22 protein-coding genes are annotated in these 25938 nt (G+C 71.9%); 13 read left to right on the forward strand and 9 right to left on the reverse strand.

The window, feature by feature from the left end:
- Positions 1–354 precede the first annotated feature (354 nt).
- The 5 genes from AB0J80_RS28210 to AB0J80_RS28230 all read left to right on the forward strand — a co-directional run bounded on the left by AB0J80_RS28210 (position 355) and on the right by AB0J80_RS28230 (position 6907).
- Positions 355–1128 (forward strand): ABC transporter ATP-binding protein, encoded by a 774-nt coding sequence (locus AB0J80_RS28210; RefSeq protein WP_364710695.1) that lies wholly within the window; start codon positions 355–357, stop codon positions 1126–1128.
- Complete coding sequence (locus AB0J80_RS28215; RefSeq protein ID WP_364710698.1) at positions 1116–3695, forward strand: FtsX-like permease family protein; 2580 nt, start codon at positions 1116–1118, stop codon at positions 3693–3695. Before AB0J80_RS28210 ends, AB0J80_RS28215 begins: the two co-directional genes overlap by 13 nt.
- Entirely contained in the window at positions 3696–4844 is a 1149-nt protein-coding gene (locus AB0J80_RS28220; RefSeq protein ID WP_364710700.1) for a histidine kinase, read from the forward strand.
- Positions 4841–5494 (forward strand): response regulator transcription factor, encoded by a 654-nt coding sequence (locus AB0J80_RS28225; protein ID WP_364710702.1) that lies wholly within the window; start codon positions 4841–4843, stop codon positions 5492–5494. Before AB0J80_RS28220 ends, AB0J80_RS28225 begins: the two co-directional genes overlap by 4 nt.
- 63 nt (positions 5495–5557) lie before the next feature.
- Positions 5558–6907: an AfsR/SARP family transcriptional regulator gene (locus tag AB0J80_RS28230; RefSeq protein ID WP_364710705.1), complete on the forward strand. Its 1350-nt coding sequence runs from the start codon at positions 5558–5560 to the stop codon at positions 6905–6907.
- A 22-nt stretch (positions 6908–6929) separates the two neighbouring features.
- Here the strand turns inward: AB0J80_RS28230 and AB0J80_RS28235 are convergent, their stop codons facing one another.
- The gene (locus AB0J80_RS28235; protein ID WP_364710708.1) at positions 6930–8573 is read right to left on the reverse strand and encodes a hypothetical protein; all 1644 of its coding nucleotides are present in this window, start codon (positions 8571–8573) and stop codon (positions 6930–6932) included.
- Positions 8574–8741: 168 nt separating this feature from the next.
- On the opposite strand from AB0J80_RS28235, the gene AB0J80_RS28240 reads away from it, so the two are divergent.
- Both AB0J80_RS28240 and AB0J80_RS28245 read left to right on the forward strand, forming a co-directional pair.
- On the forward strand, positions 8742–9887 hold the full coding sequence (locus AB0J80_RS28240) for a beta-1,3-glucanase family protein (RefSeq protein WP_364710710.1): 1146 nt from the start codon (positions 8742–8744) through the stop codon (positions 9885–9887).
- Between the two features lie 464 nt (positions 9888–10351).
- Positions 10352–10636 carry a hypothetical protein gene (locus tag AB0J80_RS28245; protein WP_364710713.1) on the forward strand — a complete coding sequence of 95 codons (285 nt, stop codon included), beginning with the start codon at positions 10352–10354 and terminating at the stop codon, positions 10634–10636.
- A gap of 786 nt (positions 10637–11422) precedes the next feature.
- Here the strand turns inward: AB0J80_RS28245 and AB0J80_RS28250 are convergent.
- Together AB0J80_RS28250 and AB0J80_RS28255 are read right to left on the reverse strand one after the other, a co-directional pair.
- Positions 11423–14956, reverse strand: coding sequence for a ricin-type beta-trefoil lectin domain protein (locus AB0J80_RS28250; protein WP_364710714.1), 3534 nt, complete (start codon positions 14954–14956; stop codon positions 11423–11425).
- 73 nt (positions 14957–15029) lie between these two features.
- Positions 15030–15698, reverse strand: coding sequence for an NAD(P)H-dependent oxidoreductase (locus tag AB0J80_RS28255; RefSeq protein WP_364710717.1), 669 nt, complete (start codon positions 15696–15698; stop codon positions 15030–15032).
- An 87-nt stretch (positions 15699–15785) separates the two neighbouring features.
- Between AB0J80_RS28255 and AB0J80_RS28260 the strand changes: the two genes are divergently transcribed.
- A complete protein-coding gene (locus AB0J80_RS28260) occupies positions 15786–16220 on the forward strand; it encodes a MarR family transcriptional regulator (protein ID WP_364710719.1) in 435 nt (144 codons plus the stop codon).
- Here AB0J80_RS28260 and AB0J80_RS28265 read toward each other — a convergent pair.
- On the reverse strand, positions 16118–17353 hold the full coding sequence (locus AB0J80_RS28265; RefSeq protein ID WP_364710721.1) for an endonuclease: 1236 nt from the start codon (positions 17351–17353) through the stop codon (positions 16118–16120). The two genes, AB0J80_RS28260 and AB0J80_RS28265, sit on opposite strands and share 103 nt — an antisense overlap.
- Before the next feature lie 140 nt (positions 17354–17493).
- On the opposite strand from AB0J80_RS28265, the gene AB0J80_RS28270 reads away from it, so the two are divergent.
- Positions 17494–18111: a hypothetical protein gene (locus AB0J80_RS28270; protein WP_364710723.1), complete on the forward strand. Its 618-nt coding sequence runs from the start codon at positions 17494–17496 to the stop codon at positions 18109–18111.
- 2 nt (positions 18112–18113) lie between these two features.
- Here AB0J80_RS28270 and AB0J80_RS28275 read toward each other — a convergent pair whose 3' ends face one another.
- Positions 18114–19169: an LPXTG cell wall anchor domain-containing protein gene (locus tag AB0J80_RS28275; protein ID WP_364710726.1), complete on the reverse strand. Its 1056-nt coding sequence runs from the start codon at positions 19167–19169 to the stop codon at positions 18114–18116.
- 45 nt (positions 19170–19214) lie between these two features.
- Complete coding sequence (locus tag AB0J80_RS28280) at positions 19215–20066, reverse strand: helix-turn-helix transcriptional regulator (RefSeq protein ID WP_364710729.1); 852 nt, start codon at positions 20064–20066, stop codon at positions 19215–19217.
- Between the two features lie 103 nt (positions 20067–20169).
- Here AB0J80_RS28280 and AB0J80_RS28285 point away from each other — a divergent pair, with 103 nt between their 5' ends.
- Positions 20170–20910 carry an SDR family oxidoreductase gene (locus tag AB0J80_RS28285; RefSeq protein WP_364710731.1) on the forward strand — a complete coding sequence of 247 codons (741 nt, stop codon included), beginning with the start codon at positions 20170–20172 and terminating at the stop codon, positions 20908–20910.
- On the opposite strand, the gene AB0J80_RS28290 is transcribed toward AB0J80_RS28285, so the two are convergent.
- The 3 genes from AB0J80_RS28290 to AB0J80_RS28300 are packed head-to-tail and all read right to left on the reverse strand — an operon-like array spanning position 20897 to position 23367.
- A complete protein-coding gene (locus tag AB0J80_RS28290; RefSeq protein ID WP_364710733.1) occupies positions 20897–21475 on the reverse strand; it encodes a TetR family transcriptional regulator in 579 nt (192 codons plus the stop codon). The genes AB0J80_RS28285 and AB0J80_RS28290 overlap by 14 nt on opposite strands.
- The gene (locus tag AB0J80_RS28295; protein WP_364710734.1) at positions 21472–22902 is read right to left on the reverse strand and encodes an FAD-dependent monooxygenase; all 1431 of its coding nucleotides are present in this window, start codon (positions 22900–22902) and stop codon (positions 21472–21474) included. Before AB0J80_RS28295 ends, AB0J80_RS28290 begins: the two co-directional genes overlap by 4 nt.
- Before the next feature lie 57 nt (positions 22903–22959).
- Positions 22960–23367, reverse strand: coding sequence for a YbjQ family protein (locus AB0J80_RS28300; RefSeq protein ID WP_364710735.1), 408 nt, complete (start codon positions 23365–23367; stop codon positions 22960–22962).
- Positions 23368–23553: 186 nt separating this feature from the next.
- Between AB0J80_RS28300 and AB0J80_RS28305 the strand changes: the two genes are divergently transcribed.
- The 3 genes from AB0J80_RS28305 (at position 23554) to AB0J80_RS28315 (ending at position 25919) form a co-directional block, all read left to right on the forward strand.
- Positions 23554–24744, forward strand: coding sequence for an aldose epimerase family protein (locus AB0J80_RS28305; protein ID WP_364710736.1), 1191 nt, complete (start codon positions 23554–23556; stop codon positions 24742–24744).
- Between the two features lie 126 nt (positions 24745–24870).
- The gene (locus tag AB0J80_RS28310; protein WP_364710738.1) at positions 24871–25374 is read left to right on the forward strand and encodes a hypothetical protein; all 504 of its coding nucleotides are present in this window, start codon (positions 24871–24873) and stop codon (positions 25372–25374) included.
- A 143-nt stretch (positions 25375–25517) separates the two neighbouring features.
- A complete protein-coding gene (locus AB0J80_RS28315) occupies positions 25518–25919 on the forward strand; it encodes a peptidase inhibitor family I36 protein (protein ID WP_364710740.1) in 402 nt (133 codons plus the stop codon).
- Positions 25920–25938 lie beyond the last annotated feature (19 nt).

Consider the following 25938-nt stretch of genomic DNA (forward strand, 5'->3'; position numbering starts at 1 on the left):
CGTTGCCGTGGCTCGTCGATGGTGAACGATCAGAGCGCAGGTAAGGCTCAGCAGCACGACGGCGAGAACGCTGTGGCGAACGGCCCGCCGCCATCCCGGCCCGCGCGATGGTCCCGGTCGCCTGCCGGTGGCGTGCGTCTGCGCCATCGTGCGCTTCCCTTTCCGCTTCGGAGGGCGACCGACGTGGACGACAACGCTGTCAGAGGCCGGGTTCGTATGTATAGCAATCACGGCCGTCGATGATCAGGGCGGGGGGTGACCTTCCGGGACGACACGCAGAGACAACTTTTGTTGATCCGGCTCGCAGCGTTGTCCGCTGTCTGCCGCGGTGCTCCGGCGTCCACGCTGGTCGGCATGACAACCCCCATCACCACCGGCGTAGCGGGCGCGTTCGCCGCCCGGGCCGAGAATCTGACGAAGGCGTACGGCGCCGGGCAGTCCCGGGTGATCGCCCTCGACGGCGTCGACGTGGCGATCGCGCGCAACCGGCTCACCGCCGTCATGGGGCCGTCCGGATCAGGAAAGTCGACATTGCTGCACTGCCTGGCCGGGCTCGACGCGGTGAGCGACGGCCGGGTGTGGCTCGGCGACGTCGACATCACGGCGCTCGACGACAAGGGCCTGACCCGCCTGCGCCGGGACCGGATCGGGTTCGTGTTCCAGGCGTTCAACCTGCTGCCGACCCTGACGGCCCTGGAGAACATCACCCTGCCGGCCGATCTGGCCGGGCGCCGGCTGGACCGCGAGTGGCTGGACGCCGTCATCGACACCGTAGGACTGGGCGACCGGCTGTCCCATCGGCCGGGCGAGCTGTCCGGCGGGCAGCAGCAGCGGGTGGCGTGCGCCCGGGCGCTGGCCGGCAGGCCGGACATCGTGTTCGCCGACGAGCCCACCGGCAACCTGGACTCGCAGGCGGGTGCGGAGGTGCTCGGCCTGCTGCGCCGCAGCGTCGACGGGATGGGGCAGACCGTCGTGCTCGTCACGCACGATCCGAGCGCGGCCGCGTACGCCGACGAGGTGCTCTTCCTCGCCGACGGCCGGGTCGCCGACCGCCGGCAGCGCCCCACCGCCGACGACGTCCTGGCGATGATGCGACGGCTGGCCGGGAGGCGGACATGCGGCGGGTGACCCTGCGCGGGCTGTTCGCCCACCGCGGCCGGCTGGTGATGTCGGTGCTGGCCGTGGCGCTGTCCGTGGCGTTCCTCACCGGCACGCTGATGGTCACCGACACCGTCACCGACGCGCTGGACCGGATGACCGCGGCGACGGCGGCGGACGTGACCGTCACCGCCAGGCCGCCCGCGGACGAGGACCCCGACGACAGCGACACGGTTCCGGCCGGCACTGTGGCGAAGGTCCGCGCCGTCCCCGGTGTCGCCGACGCGCGGGGGGTCATCCGCTCGCCGCGCGTCGTCGTGCTGGACGGGCACGACGCGACGGTCGGTGCCACGTCCGACCCCTCGTTCCTCGGCCTGAACTGGCTGCCGACCGGCCGGCACCCGGTCCGGCTCACCGCGGGCCACGAGCCGCGCGGGCCGGGCGAGGCGGTCATCGACGCGGGCGCCGCCGCGGCGAGCCGGGTCCGCCTCGGCGATCCGCTGCGGGTCGTGACCGCGGGCGGGTCGTTCCCGGTGACCGTGGCCGGCGTCGCCGCGCTGCCCGGCGTCACCCCGGACGCGACGCTCATCTTCTTCGACACCGGCACGGCGCAGGCCAGGCTGCTCGGCTCGCGGGACGTGTTCACCGCGGTGGAGATCGACGCCGCGGCCGGCGTGAGCCACCCGGTGCTCGAACAGCGGGTGGAAGCCGCACTCGGCGCCGGGTTCCGGGCGCAGACCCGGGCCGAAGCCGCCAAGGCCGCCGCCGACGAGCTGGGCGAGCTCGTGGCCTTTCTCGGCGGGGTGATGGTGGCCTTCGCCGGCGTCGCGCTCCTGGTGAGCACGTTCCTCATCTTCAACACGTTCTCGATGCTGGTCGCGGCCAGGACCCGTGAGGTGGGGCTGCTGCGCGCGCTGGGCGCCGACCGGCGCCAGGTCGGCCGGTCCGTGCTGGTCGAGGCGCTGATGCTCGGTGTCGTCGGCGCAACGTTCGGACTGCTGGCCGGCAGCGGGCTCGCCCTCGGCCTGATGGCTGCCGTCGACGGCTTGGGTTCGGGCGCCAGCGCGATGTCCCTGGTGCTGCGCCCGCACACCCCGGTCACCGCGTACGGGCTGGGCGTGCTGGTGACACTGTGGTCGGCGTACCTGCCGGCCCGGCGGGCCGCGCGGATCGCACCCGTCGCCGCCCTGCGGGTGGCCGGGGCGCCGTCCGCAGGGACATCCCGCCGCCGTACGGCCATCGGCGCCCTGCTGCTCGCGGTGGGCGCGATCGCCAGTGCGGTGGCGGCCGGCGCGGGCAGCGGCGTGGCGCTGACGGTCGCCGTCGTGACCGGCCTGCTCGCGTTCGTCGTCTCGGGCCCGGTCCTGGCTCGCCTGCTCATCCCCGCCGTCACCGCGGCGTACCCGCGCTTGTTCGGCGCCGTGGGCCGGCTCAGCCGCAGCAACACCCTGCGCAACCCCCGGCGTACCGGCGCCACGGCGGCGGCGTTGATGATCGGGATCGCGGTGGTCGGTGCCGTCGCGGTGCTGGCGTCCTCCATGGACACCTCGGTGCAGCGGCGCATCGACGCCACACTCGGCGCCGACTACGTCGTCAGCACCACCGCGATGGAGGATCCACCCCTGGCCCCGGAGGTCGCCGGCGTCGTCCGCCGGGTGCCCGGCGTCGCCCGGGTCACCCGGACGAAGGTCGCCGACGTCGCCGTGAGCGCGGGCGGTCACACCGAACACACCTGGATGCTGGGCATCGAGCCGGACGCCGGCGCGATGGCGCCGGTGCGCTACGAACGGGGGGCCGCCGCCGACGCCCTGGCGCCGGGGCGGATCGCGGTGGGCTCGGACTACGCGAAGGAGCATGGTGTGACGATCGGGAGCGTGGTGACGCTGACGACCTCGGCCGGGCGCACGGCGCAGCTGACCGTCGGGGCGATCCTGGCCGAGGACCGCAACCCGGCGCAGGGCCGGCGCAAGGAGAAGGTCGGCGACACCAGCCGGCACGGCAGCAGGCCCACCGTCGGCGTCGGCACGCTGGACCGGCTGGCACCCGGGACCCCGGACGACACGCTGCGGGTGAGCCTCGAGAAGGGCGCCGAGCCGCGCGTGGTGGCCGAGGAGATCCGGCACGCCGTGGCCCGTTACCCCCAGCTGCGGGTGCGCGGCCCGGCCGAGTACAAGGCCCTGGCCGGCGAGCAGATCAACGGCCTGCTGCTGCTGGTCTACGGCCTGCTGGCTCTGACGATCGTCATCGCCGTCCTCGGAGTGGTCAACACCCTCGCCCTGTCGGTCGTCGAACGCATCCGGGAGCTCGGTCTGCTCCGCGCCGTCGGCGCGACCCGGGCCCAGGTCCGGAGACTGGTCCGGCTCGAGTCCACCGCGATAGCCGGGTACGGTGCGACTCTCGGTCTCGTTCTCGGGCTCAGCTGGGGCGTCGCCGCACAACGGGTACTCGCCGCGGAAGGGGTGGACACGTTGACCGTGCCGTGGACGACGATCCTCGCCGTGGTGCTCGGCTCGGTCGTCGTCGGCCGGCTCGCCGCCGTGCTGCCGGCCCGGCGCGCGGCCCGGCTGGACGTCCTGCGCGCGGTGGCGGCCGACTAGATGCTCACCATCGGCTGGCGGCCCGCCTGGGGACCGGCGGCGTTCGACATCGCGCTCGCCCTCGGCGTCGCGACGCTGTACGAGCTCCAGATGGGCAAGGGCGGGGTCGCCGGCCTCGTCGACCGCTCGTCGTGGCCGCTCGGGCTGATCCAGTCGCTGCACGCCCTCGCCGCGTTCGCCCTGGCGGCGCGCCGGCTGGCGCCGTTCGCCTCCGCCGCCGGGGTGGGCGTGCTGACTTTGCTCAGCCCGACGGTGGCGGCGCTGGTCGCGGCGTACTCGGCCGGCGCGTACGTCGCCGGCCGCCGCCGGGCCTGGGTGGTGATCACGGGCCTCGCCGTGGCCTTCGCCCAGCCCTGGGACTACCTCCCGGACGTCGGCGAGGTGGCCGGGCTGGCGTCCATGGTGGTCGCGGCGGGAATGCTCGGTACCTACGTGGGTGCCCGGCACCGGCACGCCCGTGAGCTCGCCATGCAGGCCCGCAGGGAACAGGAGACCCTCGCCGAGCGGGCACGGGCGGAGGAGCGCACTCGCATCGCCGGGGAGATGCACGATCTGATCACCCACCGGGTCAGCCTCATGGTCCTGCAGGCCGGCGCGCTGCGCACCAGCACCGCCGACGAGTCCGTGCGCCGCATCGCCGAGGAGCTGCGCCGGGCCGGTTGCCAGACCCTCGAGGAGCTGCGCGACCTGGTGGGGGTCCTGCGCGCCGAGGACCAGATCGGTACGGCGCCGGCCGCCGTGCCGGTCGTTCCCGACATGTCAGACCTGGTGGCGACCTCACGGGCGGCCGGCGTGCCGGTCGAGGCGCACGTCGTCGGCGCGGCCGCGGCAGTCTCCCCGGTCATCGCCCGCGCCGCGCACCGAGTGGCCCAGGAGGCGCTGACCAACGTGCACAAGCACGCCCCCGGCGCACGCGTGTGCGTCGAGGTCCGGCACGGCGACGGGCGGGTCCGGGTGGCCGTACGCAACACCCGGGCCGTCCCGAACCCGGACATCCGCCGAGACGGCCCCGGGACCGGCCTCGCCGGGCTGCGCACCCGCGTCGAACTGCTCGGCGGGGAGTTCCGGGCCGGCCCCGACCCGGACGGCGGGTTCGAGGTCGTCGCCGACCTGCCCGCGGTCCCGGCGAACCCGGGAGCCACCCGATGATCCGGATCGTCGTCGTCGACGACGAACGCATGGTCTGCGCCCACCTGCGGACCATCCTCGGCGCGGCCGGCGACCTGGATGTCATCGCCGAGGCCTACGACGGTGCCGAGGCGGTCGAGTCCGTCATGCGGCACCGCCCCGACGTCGTCCTCATGGACCTGCACATGCCGGGAGTCGACGGCCTGACCGCGCTGGAGCAGATCGTCACGCTGCCGTACGCCCCGAAGGTTCTCGTCCTCACCACCTTCGACCTCGACCAGTACGTGCTGCGGGCCATGCGCGCCGGCGCGGCCGGGTTCCTGCTCAAGGACACCGCACCGGAGGACCTCACGGCGCTCGTCCGGGTCGCCGCCGACGGCCACACGGTGCTGTCCCCGGCGGCCACCCAGCGGCTCGTCTCGGCGTCGGCCGACCGCGCCGCTGCTCGCGACCGCGCGCTCGCGGCGCTCGCCGACCTGACCGAACGCGAGATCGAGGTGCTCGCCTGCATCGGCGCGGGGCTGTCCAACGCGCAGATAGCCCGGCGGCTGTTCCTCAGCGAGGCCACCGTCCGCAGCTACGTCTCCCGGATGCTGACCAAGCTCGGCTGCGCCAACCGCACCCAGGCCGGCCTGCTCGCCTACAGTGCGGGCATCGCGCAGGACCCGTGATACCGGCTGTCCGAAAGTCATCGCTTCGGATCGACGAGCGGCGATCGGTGGCAGGGTGGTGGCGTGGAGATCCTCGTACTCGGACCGCTGACCGTCCGGCACGGAGGACAGGACACCGTCCCCGCCGCCAAGGTGCGCACCGTGCTCGCGTACCTCGTCGTGCACTGTGGGCAGATGGTGACCCCGGAGGCGCTCAGCGCCGAGGTATGGCCCGACGGGCCACCGGTGAGCGCCGCGAACACCTTGCAGACGTACGTGTCCCAGCTGCGCCGGCTGCTGGAACCGGATCGCAGCCCCGGGGCCAAGCCGCGCGTGCTGCGCTCGGTGCCGGGCGGGTACGTGCTGGACCTGCCGCCGGACCAGCCGGACAGCCGCCGGTTCGAGGAGGCGGTACGCAGGGGTCGCGCGGCCCTGGAGGCCCACGAGTACGACAAGGCCGCGGATCTGCTGCACGCCGCTCTCGGATGGTGGCGGGGGCCCGCGTACGGCAACGTGGCCGGCGACGATGCGGAGCGGGAGGCGGCCCGGCTGGAGGAGTGCCGGCTGGTGGCCACCGAGCTGCGGATCAACGCGGATCTGGCGCTCGGCCGGCATGCCGAGGTGGTGGGGGAGCTCGAGCGCCTGGTGGTGGCCAACCCGTGGCGGGAGGAGCCGGTGGCGCAGCTGATGCTCGCCCTCTACCGGTCACGCCGGCAGGCCGACGCGCTCGGGGTCTATCGTGCCGCCCGGGCCCGCCTGGTCGGGGAGCTGGGCGTCGAGCCCGGGCCGGAGCTGCATCGGCTGGAGCAGCGGATCCTGCGGCAGGACCCGGAGCTCGAGCTCGGCGGCGGGTCACCCGCCGTGCCGGGGTCGCCGGTGACCCACCGCGTGGTGCCACGGGAACGGGTGCGCGGGCGCTCGTGGGGGCGGATGGCTGCTGTGGCCGTACTGTTGGTCGCGGTTGTCGTAGCACTGAGCGTGAGCCGCGGCAAGGCGCCTCAGGCAGCGCCCGCCGGCGGGATCTTCTCGGAGTTCGACGTGGCCGTGCGGCCGGGCATCGGCTACGACCTCGACATCCCCGCCGGCAAGCCGAGCGACTGGCATGCCACCAACAACCCGCGCTCGCCGGACTACGACCACCTCGACCTGTACAGGACCAGCCCCGGCGCCCCGCACGACCAGATCTCCGGCGTCGACCTGACCAACACCAACGCCTTCAACGCCGTCCACGCGGTCAACCGCGGTGATCCGCCGGAGGTCTGCCGCGGGCTGCCCCGGCAGGGCGGTGGCAATGTCCGGCTGGCGGGGCTGTCCGCCGGCGCCGAGATGTGCCTGCGGACGCATGCCGGGCGATGGGCGCTGCTCACTGTGATCCGGATGCCCGAGCGCCGGCAGTCGGTCCTGCCGCTGCACGTCATCGTGCTGAACGACTGAACCGGCCGCCGGCGCCGGGGTCTCAGCAGGTTCGCTGGGCCACGCACGGGTCGAGCACGCGCAGGTGGCTCCACACCGCCGAGGTCCAGTCGAGGGTGGGATCGGGGTCGCCGGGGCGGTTGTAGAGCTTCCCCACGTACGAGGTCTCGCCGCCGGCGGTGTACGGCTCCCAGTTCACCTGCCCGTAGGCGAGCCAGGGGTCCGGCCGGCCGAACGCGGTGTACTGGTTGCCCGACTCGGCCTCGATGGAGAAGAGGTTCTGCGAGCCGGTGTCGCCGAAGTACATGCCGTACTCGGCCATGGCGCGCAGGAACACCTTCTTCCAGGGCTGCACCGGCAGCGCGTCGATCTGCTGCGCCGTCATGTCGAGCTGGAGCAGCGCGCCCATCGGCGGGGCGTCCACGGTGTTCGCGCAGGTCTGGCCCTTGCCGCGGGCCGGGTAGACGAAGCTTCCGTTGTCGCAGTCGATCACGATGTTCAGCGCGTGGTCGATCCGGCCGGCCTGGAGCTCCTCGGCGCGCACGCGGCCGGCCAGCCCGGCGAAGTGCGCGGCCGTGGCGTGCCCGACGCCGCTGGGCTCGCAGTTGGTGCCGTCGGCCGGCACGCCGGGGGAGCACTCGCCGACCACGCGCGACCGGCCACCGAAGGAGATCTGCAGGGCGCCGCCGGGCGCGGGCAGGCCGCTGCCGCGTACCTGCCACATGTCGTACGACCATCCGGTGCTCTGGTCGACCACGGTGAGGTGCCGGTCCGCGCCGGCCGGTGCCGACCAGCCGCCCTCCGGAGCGGCCTGCGCCGGGATGCGCACGCTCATGCCGTCGATCGTGCAGCTGCCGCCGTACGACAGACAGTCGATCACGTACGCCGGGTCGCCGGGCTGCGAGTAGTAGGTGGGCTCGCCGCCGAGGCCGCGCGGGTCCGCGCTGATGTGTCCGGGGTAGTCACGGGCGGAGATGTCACCGAGGATGCGCGCCCTGATCGCGTCGGAGCGCTGCGAACTGCCGCCGATGGGCCGCGGGTTCGCCGGGATGCGGGTGTTGAAGGGGCTGCTCGCCTCGAACGGCCGCCAGCAGGCCGGCGGCCAGGCGCCCGGGCCGAACGATCCCCAGGCCGGGGTGCACGACGACGTCACGGTCGCGGCGGCGTACGCGGCCCGGACGTTGCTGTCCCCACCTCCCACGGTGGTGAACCGCAGCCGCAGGTCGTCCAGGTCGGCCTGGGCGATACCGGCCGCGCTCACCGAGCGCCAGGTGAACCCTCCGCCGGCGGTCACCGTGGTGCTCGCCAGCGTCCGGCTCGCCGTCACGATCTCGGCCTTCAGCTGGGTGGTGCTCCCGGTGTTGGCGTAGAACCAGCCGGTGACCGACGCCGTACCGCCGGAGAGGGAAGTGGTGGCGAGCGTGACCTCGGTCCGCCGGCCGGCGCCGCTCGCGTAGATGTAGTCGGCGGCGGACACGGACGCCGGCTGCAGGACGGCGTCGTCGAGCGCGGACCACGCCGGTCCCGGCGTACCGCTTGTCCATTCCCGGACGACGTCGCCGTCGGGGCGCAGGACTACCCCGGCGTCCGCCGCTGCGGCACCCGGTGGGGCGGCGACGGTCAGGGCGGCGGTGGATGCGAGCAACAGAGCCGCGGCCGAGGCGACCGGGCGGTGCGGCAGTGTCATGGAAACCTCCTCATGCCAGGCCTCCACGGTCGCGGCGGCGCTGGAGAGGCGCTGAAGAACGGCATGAAAAAGCCTTGAGCCTGTGATGAACCGGTTACGGCCGGGGCTTCGTACCCGTGCCTGAGAGCGCTTTCACATCCCCGCCCCCCGCTCGAAGAGGTGTTTTCCATGCACCGTCGTTCCATCAGCCGCCGAGCCCTGCTCGGCGGCGCGTTCGCGACCGTCGCCGCCGTTCCCCTGATCTCGCTCGTGCGCGCGAACGCCGCCACCGTGCTGCCGATGACCGTCACCAACAACACCGGCAAGTTCGCCGACGGTGACATCAACGTGTACGTCGTCGGCACCAACCTCGACACCGGTCAGCAGGGCTTCGTCAACGAGTCCGGCTTCCAGGCCGCGGCCGCCTCGCTCAACGGCGCGGACGGCTTCGCCGATCTGTCGGTGCCGCTCACCGCCACCATCTCGCTGCCGCACATGTCCGGCCGGGTGTACTTCTCCCTCGGCGAGAAGCTGAAGTTCAAGGTCGTCACCGACGGCGCCGGGAACGCCGCGCTGCAGCACCCGGCCGGCTGGGTGGAGAGCGACCCCAGCTTCGGGGTCCTCTACGACGTCGTCGAGTTCACGTTCAACGACGCCGGCATGTTCTGCAACACCACCAGCGTCGACATGTTCAGCGTCCCGGCCGAGATCACCCTCACCGGGGCGAAGACACAGACCGTCGGCACCTTCAAGCCCGGCGCCCGCGCGGCCATCTTCGCCGCGATGGCGAAGGAGCCGGCGTTCGCCCCGTTGATCGTCGACGACCTGCGGGTCATCGCCCCGGGCCACGGACTCGAGGCGGGCACGTTCCCGGCCGACTTCTACGACTCGTACGTCGACCAGGTGTACGCCAAGTACTCCGGCACCGACCTGCGCATCTCCACCAACGCGGGAACGTTCACCGGCCGGGTGCAGGGCGACAGCCTCGTCTTCGACCGTGGCGCCGCCGCGATGGCCCGGCCGAGCACCCGCGACATCCTGTTCTGCGACGGCAAGCTGGCCGCCCCGAACGACGGCATCACCGGGCCGGTGGCGGCGGTGCTCGGCGCGGCGTTCAACCGCTCTACGCTGCTGGACAGTGCTGATCAACCCACCGCGGACGCGGGGAGCTTCTACCAGGAGGCCGTGACCAACCACTACAGCCGCGTCCTGCACGAGAACGTGGTGGACGGCCGGATCTACGGCTTCGCCTTCGACGACGTGGTGGACTTCGCGTCGTTCATCCAGGACGCCGCCCCGACGAGGTTCACCGTGAACCTGACGCCGTTCGCCTGACCCGACCGACCGCCGCCGGGCGGTACCTGCAGGGCCCCCGGTGCGGTCGGAACGGGCACGTCCGAGGCAACGCCCGGGTGCGGATCGAGCAGCGTGCCGTCGGCCTGCCGGGTCCGGCAGGAGGGATCATGACCTGGGAGCGCCGTTGCTTCGCCCCGCTCCGGCGGCTCGTCCGTAACGCGGGCGAAGGCTGGGCCTCCTAGACCGCATGAAGGGCGGCTGTGGACCTGGCTACCCGTACCGCCTGGACGGCGAAGGGGTCGCGTAGGCGGCGCATTGTTGCGGCGCCCGCCTCGATGACCGGGTCCGGTCCGCGGTCGTCTCGAGCAGCGGGTGGCCCGAACGGCGTAAGGAACAGGTCGGTGTGCTCATAGCTCGGCGTCATTCAAGATCCTCGTTGTCTTCGGCTCAGATTGTGACCCGCGGGGGACGAATACGGTGCTGCAGGGCTGTACGGTTGCCGGATGATCGTCCAACGGCACTGGTGGAACGGCAGCAGTACAGCGCGATCCCGGCGTGATGTGTATATTCGCAGCGACGGCCTTCAATGGGACGTCCTGGTGCAGATCGGCGGCCCGGCGGGGCGCTATCGGGTGCAAGAGTGCCCGAGCAGTGGGTCCGCGGCGATCGTGGCGGATGCATGGCGCGGTCGGGGCGCCGCTTGGCGGGAGCTGGCGCCGATGCCGCAGGTTCCCGTGCAGGAGACGGCCGCCGAGCGAAATCGTGCCGGCCGGGCCGTGGCCCGCTGAAGCGGCGGCCCGCCACGAGTCAGAGCAGACGAGCGTTCGCGGCCTGCGGCCCCTTGGCGCTCCGGGTGACGTCGGGTCCGGTTCCCATGACACCGTCGGCCCCTCGAATCATTTCACGGTTCCGGTCGCACACATCTCCTCGGATCGGGTGCGGAAAGTGCTCGGTGCGCCGTTCATGACCGTCTCGATCGGCGGCGCGTGCACGGACAGGGAAACATCAAAAAGCGCCTGACCCGGGTTTGGACCCATCAGGCGCCGATAACGTCTACGGAATCAAAACTGCAACGAAATCACCGTAGCATGATTCTGGCTGATCGCCTCGCGCCGTCGCTGCCGTGCGCTCGAGTCCTGAAAACCACGATGGTGGCCGCTGGGACACATGGCACACCGAGCGGACAGATCGGTTCCCGCTGCGGATGTAGTGTGGGCTGCGTTCGACTCGTTCGGGCGACCGGTCGTGGAGCTTGCAGAGCTACTGGGGCCACCGGCCGACACGTTGCTTTCCCGATACCTGACTGGCGACGCCCTGCAAGCCGGGATGCAGCGTGTGTATTGAGTGCCGAGCGCTTTCGGGGGGCCAGCCGGACAGGCGCCGGCCGGCCGCCGACAGACGGCGTGATCAGCCGCTACCTCCTCCACCGGAGCTGTCGTCTGGCCTGTCGTCGTCCAAAGGGTGCCGGGGCTTCGGGGGCGCGCAGGCTCAGCACGGTGACGGACAACTGGTGCCCGCACTCCCCGGCAGGCGACCAGGCCACTGGTGGCATGCGCGGCGGGCCGGCCGCACCATCACCCGAGGCGGAAACGCTGGGCGGCCCCGGCGCTGCAGTCGTAGATCTGCAGCCGGTCGCCGGCCTGCTGCTTGTTACCCGGATCGTCCAGGCAGCGGCCCGACTGTGGATGGAACAAGCTGCCGTCCCCGCGGCTCGTCCATTGCTGCGCCCCGCTGCCGTTGCAGTCGAACAGCTGGACCGGTGTGCCGTTGGCCGTGCCGGCGTTGCGGACGTCGAGGCACTTGCCGAACGCCCGGACCGTGCCGTCACCCGGCGTCGACCAGCGCTGAGCGTCCGTGCGGTTGCAGGTGAAGAGCTGCGCCGCGCTGACCGACGATGGGTCCGCGTCGACGATGTCGAGGCAGAGCCCGCCGGGGCCGGTGACCGGGCCGGGCGGCAGCTGCCAGTGCTGGCCGTCCGTACCGAGACAGTCGTAGAGCTGCAGTTGGACGGCCCCCGGTGTGCGGTTCGAGTCGGGCACGTCCAGGCAACGCCCGGACGCCGGGTTGAGCAGCGTGCCGTCGGCCCGGCGGGTCCAGCTCTGCCCGCCTGCGCCGGTGCAAGCGGCGGTGGAGACCAAAGCATGGTTGCCCGTGCCGTCGGCGGTGAGGCAGCGGTCCAGCATCCGTACGGTGTTGTCCGCGGCGTAGGTCACCTGCTGCGCGGCGCTGTGGTTGCAGGTGTAGACCTGGAGCGGCTGCCCGTCGGCGGCGACTCCGCCGCGGACGTCGAGGCAGAGCCCGCCGACGCCGAGGGTCTCCCCGGCGGTGGGGTTGTCCGTGGCCGAGCCGCTCAGCACCACCGTGTGCGCGGACGCGGCCGGCAGGCTTGCGGTGGTGACGGTGACCGTGCGGCTGTTGCGGTTGTAGGCCCACGCGGTCTCGGGGACCTGGACGCCGTCGACGAGGACGGCGGACGGCGCGCCGCTGTTGGTGACTCGCAGCGTGTAGGCCCGTGAGGCGGGGGCGCCGGGGTAGCTGCCGGTGGTGGCGCCGATGGTGAAGGTACGTGACGCGTCCGCCCAGGAGAGCGGGCTGGTGGTGAAGGCGCCGGACTGGTAGCCGTTGCCCTCGCCGGCGTCGGAGTACAGCGCGAAGGAGCCGTTCGCCCCGGCGCCCACGGTGACCGTGAGCTTGTCGGCGACGCGGTCCTTCTGGCTGTGCACGTAGTCGGTGCGGGCCGGCACGAGGCCGCCGGACTTGACCAGCACCGGCATGCGGGAGAGCGGTGCGGTGATCGTGACGGTCGCGGGCCCGGTGTACGTGGTGCCGGTGAAGTAGTCGGTCCAGCTGCCCGGCGGCACCCACACGGAGGCGGAGCCGGTCCCGGTGCTGTCGTTCGGCGAGGTGATCGGGGCGACCAGCAGGCTGTCGCCGTACATGTACTCGCCGGAGGCGCTGTAGGCCGCCTCCTGGGCGGGATACTCGAGGTACATGGGCCGCACGATGGGCAGGCCGGTCTGGTTCGCCTGCCGGGCCATCGTGTACGTGTACGGCACCAGCGCCTCGCGCAGCCGAAGGAACTTCTGGGCGCTGTCCTGAGCCGCACCGGGGTAGTTCCACGGCAGCCGGTCGCCGTGGTCGGAGTGCAACCGGTCGACCGGCTGGAAGGTGGCGAACTGGACCCACCGCGCGTACATGTCGTCGCTGAGGTGGTTGCCGTGGAAGCCGCCGATGTCGTGGGTGACGTTGGACAGCCCGGCAGCGGCCTCCCCGGCGGTGAACCTCACCTCGTACGCGAGGGTGTCCCAGGTGGAGTAGGTGTCGCCGGTGAAGGCCAGCGTGTTGCGCCGTTCCGACCAGGGTCCGACGGCGAAGTTGGTGGCGTCGAGCGTGCCGTGCTCGGTGCCGCCGATCCGGCTGAAGGCGAAGCCCCGCAGGCCCCGCGCGGTGTCGTGGTCGGCGTACGCCTGGTTGATGAGGTTGTCCGGTGCGACGTGCGGGTTCGAGGCGATCGACGAGCCGCAGCCACCGCAGTAGTCCAGCCACCAGGCGCGTACGCCCTGCTGCTCGAACGGTGCGTGCAAATTCTGGTAGGTCGCCAGGTGCGCCGGGTTCGACCAGTCGAAGTAGTGGGTCCTGCCGTCGCTCTGCACCGGCAGGCCACCGGCCGAGGCGTTCGCCGCCGGGAACTTCGGGTCGGAGGCGTCGATCTCCGGATGGATGTTGAGGCTGACGTCGAGGTTCATGGCCTTGGTCCAGGTCAGGAAGCCCTGCGGGTCGGGGAACAGGTCGGTGTTCCAGTTCCATCCGTCCCACTGCACCGGCTTCTTCCAGTCGGTGTCCACGACCAGCCAGTCGATCGGGGTGAAATTGTTCCGGAAGGCGAGCAGCAGGGTGTTCTGGTAGTCGGCGGTGCTGTAGCCCCAGAACCGGGAGTACCACACCCCGTACGCGGACTGCGGCAGCAGGTTCGCGCCGCCGGTCAGCGCGTTGAGGTCGCTCAGGGCGCGCTTGTAGTCCTGCCCGTACCCGAAGAAGTAGCCGTCCTGGTAGGGCTGGGCGCCGTGGCCGGGCCGGTCGCCGACCGTGTGGCTCGCGCTCAGCAGGGCGGTCCGGGTGTCGTCCAGCAGATACCAGCCGCCGCGGTTGAGCACGCCGGGGTGCAGCGCGCTCGCGTCCGGGAGGCCGTCGGGGAGGTTGTCGAGCGACCGGTACCAGCCGCCCAGCTGGCTGTCCGGGCCGGCGCCGTAGCCGGTCGTGCGCAAGGTACTCACCGGACCCGGGTACGTCGTGGCCGACGCCGGTGTGACGGCGATGCTGTCGATGTTGACGCGGCCCGAGTCGCCGGCGTCCTGGACGATCGAGATCGCGTTGGACCCGGCGCGCAGGTTCGCGGTGACCGACGCGGTCGCCCACGTGTCCCAGGAGCCGGTCGGCGGCAGGCTGAACCGCGCGCCCGTACCGCCGTTGACGTGGGCGGTCAGCGACCGGGTCACCGACTGGTTGTCGGAGCCGACGGCGTTGGCGTAGCGGACGGCGAGCCGCCAGGTGCCGGCGCTGGGCACGTCGACGTCGTACTGCAGGCCGCTGCCGGTGGTCTCGAAGCCTGCCGCGAATCCCGTGCCGGTGTAGGAGCGGTGGTCGTACCCGGGGGTCACGTTGCCGGTCATCAAGGCGTTCTCGCCCTCGCAGGCGGCCGACGCCGGGCAGTAGGACGGGAACGACGGTCGCGCGGTGGCGCCGGTCGATGCGATCGTCACGCTGAGGTTGGCGGCGGTGAACGGGCCGCTGTTCTGCCTGTACCGCAGGGTCAGCGCGCTCGTGCGGATCTCCCGGTAGCCGTCGGCGGTGACCGAGGTCGTGTACGCCGGCGGCGTGAAGGACCGGTTCAGCACATTGAAGGTGGTCGCATCGACGAAGCTGCCGTCGCCGGCGTACTCGGTGCGGATCAGGGTGGGCGTGAGGACCTGGAACCGGGCGTTGCCGTCGGTGACCGCCGCCGCAGCGGCCGCCGCGGCGGGTGCGGGAGCGACGGCGACACCCGCCGCCGCCGTCATGAGACCGGCCGCTGCCGCGAGGAACCGCAGGGGGAGAATCCGCGAAAGCATGGGCCACCTCGCAAGCCGGCTGGTGTGATGGCGCCATCCAATCACCGTCGTCGATCGATGTAAACAATCTTTACTAGGCCGGCCGGGTGGCGTGCAAAATTTTCGGGCCAGCCGTCGCGAAGGTCTTCGCGAGATCCCGTGCCCGGGAGTGGGCCAGCCGGCGGCCCTCGTCGGCGTCGGCGGTCGCGAGGTTCGGGCGGAAGTGGACGGTGTGGATGTCGTCGACGCCGGCCCAGCGCAGCCAGTCCTCGAGGTAGGGCGCCTGGAAGTCGGAGCCGAAGCCGGGGCCGCGGCCCGGCCCGTACACCGCGCTGGTGTAGATGACGGCTGCCCGTTTGCCGCGCAGCAGCCCGGTGTAGCCGGTGGCGGGGTCGAACCCGAACACCATGCCGGGCTGGCTCACGACGTCGATGAACTGCTTGAGGATGTACGGGATACCGGCGTTCCACATCGGGACGCTGAACAGGTAGCGGTCGGCGGCGTCGAAGCGGCGGAACGTCTCGATGGCGGCGGTCCACGCCCGGGCGGCGGCACCCTGCGGCTCCTCGCCGGCGAAGACGGCCATCTTGGCGGCCGCGGCGTCGGGCCCGAACGCGGGCAGGGTGCCGTCCCACAGGTCGTACTCCTCGATCGCCAGGCCGGGGTCCGTGTCGCGCACCGTGTCGAGGAACGTGGTGGCGATGGCGAGTGATTCGGAGCGCGGTCCGCGGGGCGACGCGGAGATGTGCAGCAGCTTGCTCATGGCGGGTCTCCTTCAACTCATATGCGTGCGCACGCACATTGTTCCCTCGATGCGTGCGCACGCACAAGAGTGGCGTAGGGTCGGGTGATGAGTGACACCGATGTGGCCGCCTGGGCGGCGTTGCTGCGCGTCCACGCCGCGGTGGTCCCGCAGCTCGACCGGGAGCTGCAGTCGACCTGTGGACTACCCTTGACCTGGTACGACGTCCTGCTGGAGCTGAACTCGGCGCCCGGCCGCCGGCTCAGCATGGGGGAGCTGGGGCAGCGGGCGGTGGTCAGCCGCACCCGGGTGAGCCGCGTGGTCGACCAGCTGGTGGCGGCCGGCCTGGTCGCCCGGGAGGCGAACCCCGATGACCGGCGGTCGGCCTTCGCGACGATCACCGATGCCGGCCGCACCCGCCTGCGCGCGGCCGCCCCCGTCTACCTCGACGGCATCCGCCGCCACTTCACCTCCCGCATGACCGCCGCCGAGTCCGCCACCGTCGCCAGGGCGCTGGAGAAGGTCCTGGCGAACGTGTCCTGACCGAAGACCGACGCGGCCCACTCCGGGTGGTCGATGAACGGGTTCCGGTTGTGCTGGTAGGTGCTGTAGATCGTCTCGTTGCGCTTCTTCTCGAAGGCGTCCGGCGGATCCTGCGCGTTCCACTGCAGCAAGACTGAGACGCGGCCGAGCCGGGGTGCCGTGCCGCCGCCGGTGGCGTCGTCGACCTCGAGGTCGGGATGGCCGTCGCCGCCCTCGTAGCGGACCGCCATGTAGAAGATCATCCGGGCGACGTCGCCCTTGACCGCGGCCCGGGGCTCCCAGGAGTCGGCGTCCGTTCTGTTGCCCGGGGCGTCCTGGACCGCGGTGCCGCCGGCGTCGAAGTCCTTGTTGTCGCGTTCGCTGTTGACGTGGACGTCCTCGGGGCGCAGGTGGTGCAGGTCCGTGCCGGGGCCGTTGCCGGTGCCGAAGTCGCCGTGGGACTTGGCCCAGACGTGCTCGCGGTTCCAGTCGCCCGGGTCGCCGCCGTTGAGGGACTTCGAGCGGCTGGTTCCCGAGTACACCAGGATCACGTTGGACGGGTTCGCCGGGTCCTGGTCGGTGACCTTTAGCGCGTTCCACACCGCGTCGTAGGACAGGGTGGTCACCCCGCTCGAGATGATCCCGTGCAGTGCGCTCTTCAGGCTTGCACCGGACTTGCCGGCGGCCGCCGCGTAGTAGGCGTCGTCGCCGGCGGGGCCGGTCATCGCGGTGGGCGACTTGAGGCCGGGGTGGGAGAAGTACGCCGTGAGCGAGCCGGTCACGGTGAGCAGGGCTCCGATCCGGCCCGGGTTGCTCTGCAGCCCGAACGTCGCCCGGTAGCCACTGGTGATCTGGACGTACAGCATCCTGCTCGTGCTGCGCTCCCCGGCGCTGTCGGCGATCGCCAGGGCGGTGTCGGCGGTGAAGTCGCCGAAGAGGACCGTGCTCGACGCGGTCGGCTGCCCGACGATGTAGCCGCGGACGGTTCCGGTGCCGCTCTGGCTGCTGATCGCCTGCGCGACGGTCATGGTGGTCGCGGCCGTGGGCTGCATCCCGGCGGGGCCGCGGAACAGCGGGAGGACCAGGGCGAGCAGTCCCAGCAGGGCCGGCATCGTGAGCGCTGCGGCCCGCCGGTGTGACGCGACTCCGGTCATGTGACGCAGTATGGAAGAACGACCGGCCCTCGGCCCCATACCGACTTCGTCATATGGGCTCGCGTGTCAGACGCGGGGACCCCGGCGACAGTGGTTACGCTGCGTCAGCCTGATTCACTGTCGGTAGGGAGACCCGGGCGATGCAGCACCCGTACGCGCGCCGCCTGACGGCCGTGCTGGCCGTGGCCGGCGTCCTCGTCACCGTGGCGGGCCCGGCCCGAGCCGGAGGCGTCCAGCACTCCGGCCCGATCTCGGTCGCCTTCCCGGACATCGAGGTGCCCGTGGGCGGCACCGCAGTCGATCTGCTGGGCCCGAACGTCTGGTCCACGGCGGGCCCGAGAAAGCTGACGGGTGCGAAGGTCACCTACGACCTCAGCGGGGTCGCCGGGGTCCGGATCGCGCCGAGCGGGCAGGGCGGCGGCGACTGTGTCAGGCCGTCCAGGACCCGGGTCGTCTGCTCCGATCCGCGGGAGCTCTCGTTCGAGGGGGAGACGATCGAGCAGTACCTGCCCGTAGTGGTGAGAGCCGCAAAGACCGCCGAGGCCGGCGACACCGGGACGGTGACCATCACGTTCTCCGCCGAGGGGGTCGGCCCGGTCACCGGCACCAGCGAGGTCCGCGTCGTCGGCGGCCGGAGGCGGCTGCCGGTCACCGGCCCGACGGCCGGGTGGATCGGTGGTCTGGGCCTGCTCGTGCTCGGTGCCGGTGTGGCGGGCCTGCTGGCCGCCCGCCGTCGCGGCGCCCGCTTCGTCGCCTGACCTCAGACGCGCCGACGACGCGACACGACCACGGCGCCCGCACCCGCGACGAGCAGGCCCAGCCCGGTCAGGGCGAGCGGGCCGGCCGGTGCACCGGTGATCGGCAAGGTGGGCTCCTCGCCGCCGGCGGCGCCGCCGTGGTCGGTCGGCGTCGGTGACGGCGTGGCCGAGGGCGACGGGGACGTCGGCGCCTTGATGATGTCCGCCCGGTACGTCGCCTTGTTGTCGGCGGGGTTCGTGTCGGGGGCGGTCGGGTAGATCTCCGGGCCCAGCAGGATCGGGTCCTCCTCGAACTCGGTGACCTTGAACCGAACCGTGAAGCTGTACGTCTCCCCGGCCTCGACGACCGGGGTCGTGCAGTACATGGCGCCGGGGTCGCCAAGGCAGTTTTTCGGCCAGCCTGTGTAGCTCAAGCTGTCCGGGCCGACCACCGTGCGCATGTCCGCGGGGGAGCGGTACGGGCCGTCGTTGTGCACGCGGAACGTCGCGTCGAACGACGAGCCCACCGGCCACGGCCCGGGCGGGGCGCTGATCGTGACGGACATGTTCCCGCTCGTCGTGACGAACACCTCGGTCGAGGACACATTGTTGGACGGGTCCGGATCCCGGAGCTCCGTGCTCAACGTGGCCTTGGCGGTGACGTACTCGCCGAGCGGCAGATCGTCGGCGAAGTCGGTGGTGACCCACCAGGCGGCGTTGGTCGCCGGCGCCTCGTCGACCGGGTCCTGGGTCGTGCAGGTGACCTTGCGCCTGGTGGCGTCCGGTACGCAGGGCCCTGCGGCGTGCTCGTTGTCGGCGGCGCGGAAGGTGACGCCCTCCGGAAGCTCCAGCACGACGGTGCGGTGCTGCGGCACATGCTCCGGGATGCCGGCCGCCGTCATGACGAACGTGACGCTGCCCCCGGGCGCGACGGGCGCCTGGCCCTCGTGGTTGTAGAGGAGCAGCCGCTCGTCGACCTGCGCCGGAGGCGGGGCGGCCGCTGCCGGGCCCGCGAGGACCAGGACACCTGCCACCGCGGCGCCCGCTGCTGCCATGCCGCGCCGGAACCAGTTCGCCATGTCCGCTCCTCCGTGCGAGATGGACGGACGGTAGCGCAGACTCTCCTACTTTTCGACCCGGTCCGGCGCGGCGCTGGTCGGTGGGACTGTCGCGGTCCAGCTGGCCAGCAGGCGGAGACGGTCCTGGGTGGGTGAGCCCGGTTCGCAGGTGTACGTCACGAGCAGCAGGCCGGGCTCGCCGGGAGGTTGCAGCGTCTCGTAGGTGAGGTCGAGATCGCCGACGACGGGGTGGTGGATGCGCTTGGCGCCGTACGTCTTCTCCCGCACGTCGTGGGAGGTCCAGAGCCGGCGGAAGGTCTCGTCCCTGATCGACAGCTCGCCGATCAGCGTGGCCAGCCGCTTGTCCCCGGGGTGCCGGCCGGCGTCCAGGCGCAGGTAGGCGACCGTCTCGGCGGCGACGGTCTCGAAGTCCGGATAGAAGGCGCGGCCGGTGGGGGAGAGGAACGCGTGGCGGGCGGCGTTGCGCTCGGAAGCCGGCCACTCGGAGATGCCGTAGAGGGCGTCGGCCAGAACGTTCCACGCGACGATGTCCATCCGGCGGCCGAGCACGAAGGCGGGCACGTCGGTCATGGCGTCCAGCAGGCGTTGCAAACCCGGGCGCACGGGCCGGGGTTCGGGACGCTTCGACGCCGGGGCCGGCCGTGCCAGGTTGCGCAGGTGCTCACGTTCGGCGTCGTCGAGGCGCAGGACGCGACTGATCGCGTCGAGCACGGCGTCGGAGACCGCCCGGCCACGGCCCTGCTCCAGCCGTACGTAGTAGTCGACGCTCACCCCGGCGGCCTGGGCGAGCTCTTCGCGGCGCAGGCCGGGCACCCGGCGCCGGCCATGGCTGACCAGTCCCAGCTGGGCCGGCGACACGCGGGCGCGCCGGGAGCGCAGGAACTCGCCGATGTCCATGCGCCTCAGTGTGCCGCATGCGGTCCGCCCCAGCCTGGTCCTGCCGGACCCACGGTAAACCGTGACCCTGGGTATCGCGCCGCACGGTGCGGACAGTCGGGGCATGAGTGAATCCCGCATCGCCGTGGTCACCGGAGCCGCCAGCGGAATCGGAGCCGCCACCGCCCGTCGTCTCGCCGCCGACGGTGCCCGCGTCGCCCTGCTGGGCCGGCGTGGGCACCGTCTCACCGAGCTGGCCCGGCAGCTGGACGGCAGGGGACTGGCGATCATCACCGACGTCACCGACCCCGCCGCCGTCGATGCCGCCGCCGCGGCCGTCCACGACGCGTTCGGCCCGGCCGACATCGTGGTCAACGCGGCCGGCGTCATGCTGCCCAACCCGATCGGCGCCGGCCGTACCGACGAGTGGGCTCGCATGATCGACACCAACCTCACCGGCGCCCTGCACGTCATGCGCGCCTTCGGTCCGGGGCTGCTCGGCGCGGCCGCGCAGGGGCGCCCGGCGGACCTGGTGAACGTCTCGTCCATCGGCGCCCATCTGGCGTTTCCCGACTACGCGGTCTACAGCGCCACCAAGGCGGCCCTGAGCATGCTGTCGGAGTCGGTGCGCACCGAGTTCGGGCCGCAGCGGGTCCGGGTGACCGCGATCGAGCCCGGCCTCACCCGCACCGAGCTCGGCGAGCACCTCGACAACGCCGCGCTCTCCCGGCAGCTGGCCGCCATGTTCGAGGTCATCGACGCACTGTCGGCCGAGGACGTGGCGGACCTCATCGCCTATGTGACGAGCCGGCCGCGACACGTGAACCTGAGCCGGCTGGTGGTGCTCCCCGTCAACCAGGCCTGACCGCAGACAGCGCCGCGAAGGCGCGGTCGACGAGGTCGGCCAGGTTCTCGGCGCCGTCGTGCGCCGCCCATTCGTCGATCGCCACGGCGAGCGTGCTGAGCGCGGCGGCGGCCAGGACCTGACGCTCGAACGCCGGTGGCGCGTCGCCCCGGTCGGCGATCGCCGCCGCGAACAGCTCGCGGGTCGTGCGCTGCGACTCGATCTGCCGGGCTCTCAGTGCCGGTTCGCCGAGGATGAGCCGTGCGCGGGCCAGGACGGTCGCCAGTTCGGCGTCCGGCATCGCTCGCAGGGCGCCGGCGAGGGCGCGACGGATCGCGGTGAGCGGGTCCTCGGAGGCCGGCCGGGACCGGATGAGCTCGGCGATCACCGGGTCGTAGTCGTCGTTCTCCACGACCGCGTGCTTGCTCGGGAAGTACCGGAAGAACGTCATGTGCGAGACGCCGGCGGCGGCCGCGATCTCCTCGACCGTCGTGGCCTCGTACCCCTTGGTCCTGAAGAGATGCAAGGCGTGCTGCTGGATGCGCCGCCGGGTCTCCGCCTTCTTGCGTTCGCGCAGTCCGGTCATGCCGCGGCTCCGGTGGTCAGGGCCCGGGTGAGCCAGGTGTCGAGGCGGTCGGCGCTGCCACGGCACGCGAGGTGCCCGTCCGGGCGTACCAGATGGGTCTGGTTCAGGTCTTTGCAGTGCAGCGTGACGACGGCGGTGTCACCCAGGTGCTGCCGGGCGACGCGGGCAGCGCGGTCGTCGGTTGTCAGCACCGCCCACCGGCCCTGCAGCTCGGCGTGCAGCCGGGTCTGCGACCCGTCGGGGCGGGTGCACGCCAGGTCGGCGATCCGGTCACCGTCGTGGGGGCGACGGCCGATCCGGGGGTACGCCGACCCGAGCGGTCCTCGTCGGTAGGAGACGAGCAGTTGCGAGGAGGCCTCGGTGATGAGGCGCTGCACGAACGGGCGGTTCATCAGCGGCACCACCACATGATCGCGGAACAGCCGCTCGGGACGGGTCCGGCCCAGCATCACCCGGGTCATCGAGCTGGTGTTGCCGAGCACCTCGGCGGCGATCGGCCGGCGCTCCGCCTCGTACGTGTCCAGCAGCGCCTCGCCGGCACGTCCCCGTTCGACCAGCGCGAGCTTCCACGCCAGGTTCTCGGCGTCACCCATCCCGGTGTTCATGCCCTGGCCGCCCATCGGGCTGTGGATGTGCGCGGCGTCGCCGGCCAGCAGCACCCGTCCCGACCGGTAGGTGTCGGCGAGCCGGCGGTGGATGCGGAAGCGGGACGTCCAGGTGAAGCGGGTGATCGCGGCGGCGGGGAGGCCGGTCCGCTCCGGCAACAGGGCGGTCACCAGCGCCGCGGGGTCCCTGTCCTCCGTGGTGCCGTCCGGCTCCGGGGTGAGGACCCGCCACAGGTCGCCGCCGGGCAGCGGGAAGAGGGCGAACATCCGGTCGCCCGCCAGCCAGGTGCTCACCGCGTCGCGCGGCAGCGGCAGGTCGGCGTGCAGGTCGGCGACGATGAACCGCTCGATCAGAGGTACGCCGGGGAAGCCGATGCCGGCGGCCTTGCGGACCCGGCTGTGCGCGCCGTCGCAGCCGACCACCCAGCCGGTCGCGGGCAGGTCGGTCAGGGGGGTGTCCCATTCGACCCGGCCGCCGAGCTCGGCCAGCCTGCGGCGCAGCGCGCCCTCGATCTCGGCCTGCGACATCACCATGCCGGGCCGGGTCACCAGCTTCGTCCGCCCGCCGACCCGCAGCCGGGTGATCTCCACGCCGTCGACGTGGATCACCACCGCGCGCATCGGCAGGCCGCGTTCGGGCAGGTCCGCGAGCGCGCCGAGACGGTCGAGCACCTCGACGCCGCGGGGCTGCAGGCCGAGCGCCCGAGAGGTGGTGGCCGGGCCGGGCGCGGCGTCGATGAGCCGGACCGGTACGCCCGCCTCCAACAGGCCGCAGGTGATTACCAGGCCGGTGGGCCCCGCGCCGACGATGAGGACCGGCATCGCCGCCTCCAGGTGTTAGCGACTAACAGTTGTTAGCGACTAACATAACTTCGATCCTCAGCCGGGTCCAGCCGGGTTCGTCGGCAGCTGGTGCGGCAGGCCGCCGGCCCGGGTCATCGCCTCGTACTGGCTCTTCGCATGCTCGGAGAGGGGAGTGACCCAGACGGCGGTGCCGTACGCGCAGACCTCGCTCCACGCCTGACCGATCTCGCCGTTGTCGAACCGGTACGCGACGATGGCGTTGGCGCCGCGCTGCCGGGCCTGCCAGACCATCCGGCCCATGGCCTCGTTGCGGCTCTGCACCATCAGCTGGGTCATCTCCGGCACCTCGCCCCCGCCGAGCGCCCGGATGCCCGCGGCCATCCCGGCGCCCCAGGTCTGGGCCCGCACGGTGACGCCGAACACCTCCCCGAGCACCGCGTCGATCCGGTAGCCGGGCAGGTCGTCAGAACTCACGATCAACACGCGCCGATGGTAGCGATCATGACAAGGGCGTCATGTTAGCGATAACAAAGTGTTCGTCTGTAGCCGCGAAACACGCAATGTGTGCGTTAACTTCGGTATTGGCTTCGATCTATCTGACGGCTTATGGTCGGCGACGTACCCGTGGTCCGGACCGCGCTCGCTGCACACACAGGGAACGAGGGAGACATGACGCCGATCCACAGTGCCGACCGCGCCATCAGAGCGCTCGCACGCGCCGGAATGGTGCTGCTTCTCGGGGCGGGCCTGGGACTCGCCGGCGCCTCGTCGTCACAGGCTGGCGGCAGGCCCACCATCACCAAGGAGGCGTTCGGCAGCGTCAGCGGCCGGGCCGTCGACCGCTACACGCTTACCAACGGCAGGCTCCGGGTGCGGATCCTGACCTACGGCGGCATCCTGCAGACCGTCGAGGTGCCCGACCGGCACGGCCGCACCGCCAACGTCACCCTGGGCTTCGCCACCCTCGACGGGTACGTGACGTCGAAGAACCCGGCCTACTTCGGAGCCCTGATCGGCCGCTACGGCAACCGGATCGCGAACGGCCGCTTCAGCCTGGACGGGCGGACCTACCAGCTGCCGATCAACGACCCGCCGAACTCGCTGCACGGCGGCAACGCGGGCTTCGACAAGCGGGTGTGGAACGCCGCCCCGGTGACCGGCGGGGACAGCGTCGGACTGCGGCTCACCTACGTCAGCCGCGACGGCGAAGAGGGCTATCCGGGCACGCTGCGCACCACGGTGACGTACACGATCACCCGCCACCAGGGCATCCGGATCGACTATCAGGCCACCACGGACCGGGCGACGGTCGTGAACCTCACGAACCACGCGTACTGGAACCTCGGCGGCGAGGGCACCGGCACGATCGACGACCACCGGCTGCTGCTCCACGCCTCCAGGTACACACCGGTCGACGCGACGCTGATCCCGACCGGCGCGATCGACCCGGTGGCCGGCACGCCGATGGACTTCACCCGGCCCACGGCGGTCGGCGCCCGCAACCGGAGCGCCTTCCCGCAGATCCGGTACGGGCGCGGCTACGACCACAACTGGGTCCTCGACCGCCGCGACACCACGTACAGGAGGCTGGAATCCGCCGCACGGCTGTCCGACCCGGCGAGCGGCCGCACGCTGAGCGTCTCCACGACCGAGCCGGGCATCCAGTTCTACGGCGGCAACTTCCTGGACGGCACCCTCTACGGCACCGGTGGCCGCTCCTACCGCCAGGGCGACGGCCTGGCGCTCGAGACCCAGCACTTCCCGGACTCGCCGAACCACGCGAACTTCCCGTCGACCGTCCTGCGCCCGGGGCAGGTCTACCGCTCGACCACCGTCTACCAGTTCGGCACCACGAGGTAGGTCGCAACTCGGGGCGGGCGGTGTTGGCACGTTTCCGTGATCTCCCGCGGCGGGCGATCGGCAATGCTGACTGGCATCCGCGCATCACGGGTCGGGATGCCAAAGTCATCGTGCAAGGAGAAATACGTGAACACCCGTACGCCGCTCGTCCTCGCCGCCGCCGCAGCCGTTCTCGCCGTCGGGGCCTGCTCGAGCAACGACGCCACCAAGGCCGCGCCCGCCACCTCCGCCACACCGGCGCCGACGGCCACGACGTCGGCGAGCGGCGCCCCGGCCAGCACCAGCCCGACCGTTGAAGCCCCGCCCTCCTCCGCCGCGCCGGTCACCAGCAAGCGGTCCTCCACGGCCGAGCCGGTCGCGAACAAGGGATGCCCGGCCTCGGAGAAGACGCTGCTGCGGGCCTTCCGGACCAGCAAGGTGGCCGAGGCTCTCATGCCCACCGAGACCCTGACCAGCATCACCTGCTACAAGGGCTACGCGCTCGGCCTGACCCATCCGGAGAAGGCCGACGACGCCCGGGTGGTCTTCCACTACGAGGACGGAGCCTGGAAGGCGATCGGTGGCGGCACCGCCGAGTACTGCGACGGCGTCGTTCCCGCCGCCATCCGCCCGCACCTGAAGCACTGCTGATCGCCGCCTCCCGATCGCACCGTCGTGACGGCGGTGCGATCGGGAAACGTCGGTGCGCCGAAGGTCCACCGGTGCCCGCCCGCTGAACGGCCGCAATCCTCGACGCGTTGGAGCTGACACCCGACTCGTCAAGGAGATGCGCTATGCGACACGCTCGGAAGAAGATGGCCGCCCTCGCCGGTATCGCCGCCCTGGCCGCGGCGGTGGCCGCCGTTCCCGGCGTCGCCTCGGCCGACGAGAACGCCTGCCCGTCGGGCTTCTTCTGTCTGTGGACCGATGCCGATTACCAGGGCAGCATCATCATGTACGCCGTGGGCATGGAACAGGCGCTGCTGGACCCGCCGTTCCACGACGCGGCCACCTCGTACCGGAACAACACGAACGCCGACTTCCAGATCTGGGAACACGCGGGATACCAGGGTGCGTACGCGACCGTGCACCCGAACGCCCACGGCGGCAACCTGAGCAACGAGCAGCTGTACAACCCGCAGAACGGCGTGTCCGTCAACGCGAACGACGTGGTCAGCAGCGTGCGGACCTGGTGATCGTCGTCTGAGGAACTCA

The organism is Actinoplanes sp. NPDC049548 (genome assembly GCF_040676695.1).
In the GTDB taxonomy this organism is placed as follows: Bacteria; Actinomycetota; Actinomycetes; order Mycobacteriales; family Micromonosporaceae; genus Actinoplanes.

Coding starts and splice junctions, on each gene's coding strand:
- AB0J80_RS28210 (WP_364710695.1), top strand. CDS start 355: ATGACAACCCCCATCACCACCGGCGTAGCGGGCGCGTTCGCCGCCCGG.
- AB0J80_RS28215 (WP_364710698.1), top strand. CDS start 1,116: ATGCGGCGGGTGACCCTGCGCGGGCTGTTCGCCCACCGCGGCCGGCTG.
- AB0J80_RS28220 (WP_364710700.1), top strand. CDS start 3,696: ATGCTCACCATCGGCTGGCGGCCCGCCTGGGGACCGGCGGCGTTCGAC.
- AB0J80_RS28225 (WP_364710702.1), top strand. CDS start 4,841: ATGATCCGGATCGTCGTCGTCGACGACGAACGCATGGTCTGCGCCCAC.
- AB0J80_RS28235 (WP_364710708.1), bottom strand. CDS start 8,573: ATGACACTGCCGCACCGCCCGGTCGCCTCGGCCGCGGCTCTGTTGCTC.
- AB0J80_RS28240 (WP_364710710.1), top strand. CDS start 8,742: ATGCACCGTCGTTCCATCAGCCGCCGAGCCCTGCTCGGCGGCGCGTTC.
- AB0J80_RS28245 (WP_364710713.1), top strand. CDS start 10,352: ATGATCGTCCAACGGCACTGGTGGAACGGCAGCAGTACAGCGCGATCC.
- AB0J80_RS28250 (WP_364710714.1), bottom strand. CDS start 14,956: ATGCTTTCGCGGATTCTCCCCCTGCGGTTCCTCGCGGCAGCGGCCGGT.
- AB0J80_RS28255 (WP_364710717.1), bottom strand. CDS start 15,698: ATGAGCAAGCTGCTGCACATCTCCGCGTCGCCCCGCGGACCGCGCTCC.
- AB0J80_RS28260 (WP_364710719.1), top strand. CDS start 15,786: ATGAGTGACACCGATGTGGCCGCCTGGGCGGCGTTGCTGCGCGTCCAC.
- AB0J80_RS28265 (WP_364710721.1), bottom strand. CDS start 17,353: ATGACCGGAGTCGCGTCACACCGGCGGGCCGCAGCGCTCACGATGCCG.
- AB0J80_RS28270 (WP_364710723.1), top strand. CDS start 17,494: ATGCAGCACCCGTACGCGCGCCGCCTGACGGCCGTGCTGGCCGTGGCC.
- AB0J80_RS28275 (WP_364710726.1), bottom strand. CDS start 19,169: ATGGCGAACTGGTTCCGGCGCGGCATGGCAGCAGCGGGCGCCGCGGTG.
- AB0J80_RS28280 (WP_364710729.1), bottom strand. CDS start 20,066: ATGGACATCGGCGAGTTCCTGCGCTCCCGGCGCGCCCGCGTGTCGCCG.
- AB0J80_RS28285 (WP_364710731.1), top strand. CDS start 20,170: ATGAGTGAATCCCGCATCGCCGTGGTCACCGGAGCCGCCAGCGGAATC.
- AB0J80_RS28290 (WP_364710733.1), bottom strand. CDS start 21,475: ATGACCGGACTGCGCGAACGCAAGAAGGCGGAGACCCGGCGGCGCATC.
- AB0J80_RS28295 (WP_364710734.1), bottom strand. CDS start 22,902: ATGCCGGTCCTCATCGTCGGCGCGGGGCCCACCGGCCTGGTAATCACC.
- AB0J80_RS28305 (WP_364710736.1), top strand. CDS start 23,554: ATGACGCCGATCCACAGTGCCGACCGCGCCATCAGAGCGCTCGCACGC.
- AB0J80_RS28315 (WP_364710740.1), top strand. CDS start 25,518: ATGCGACACGCTCGGAAGAAGATGGCCGCCCTCGCCGGTATCGCCGCC.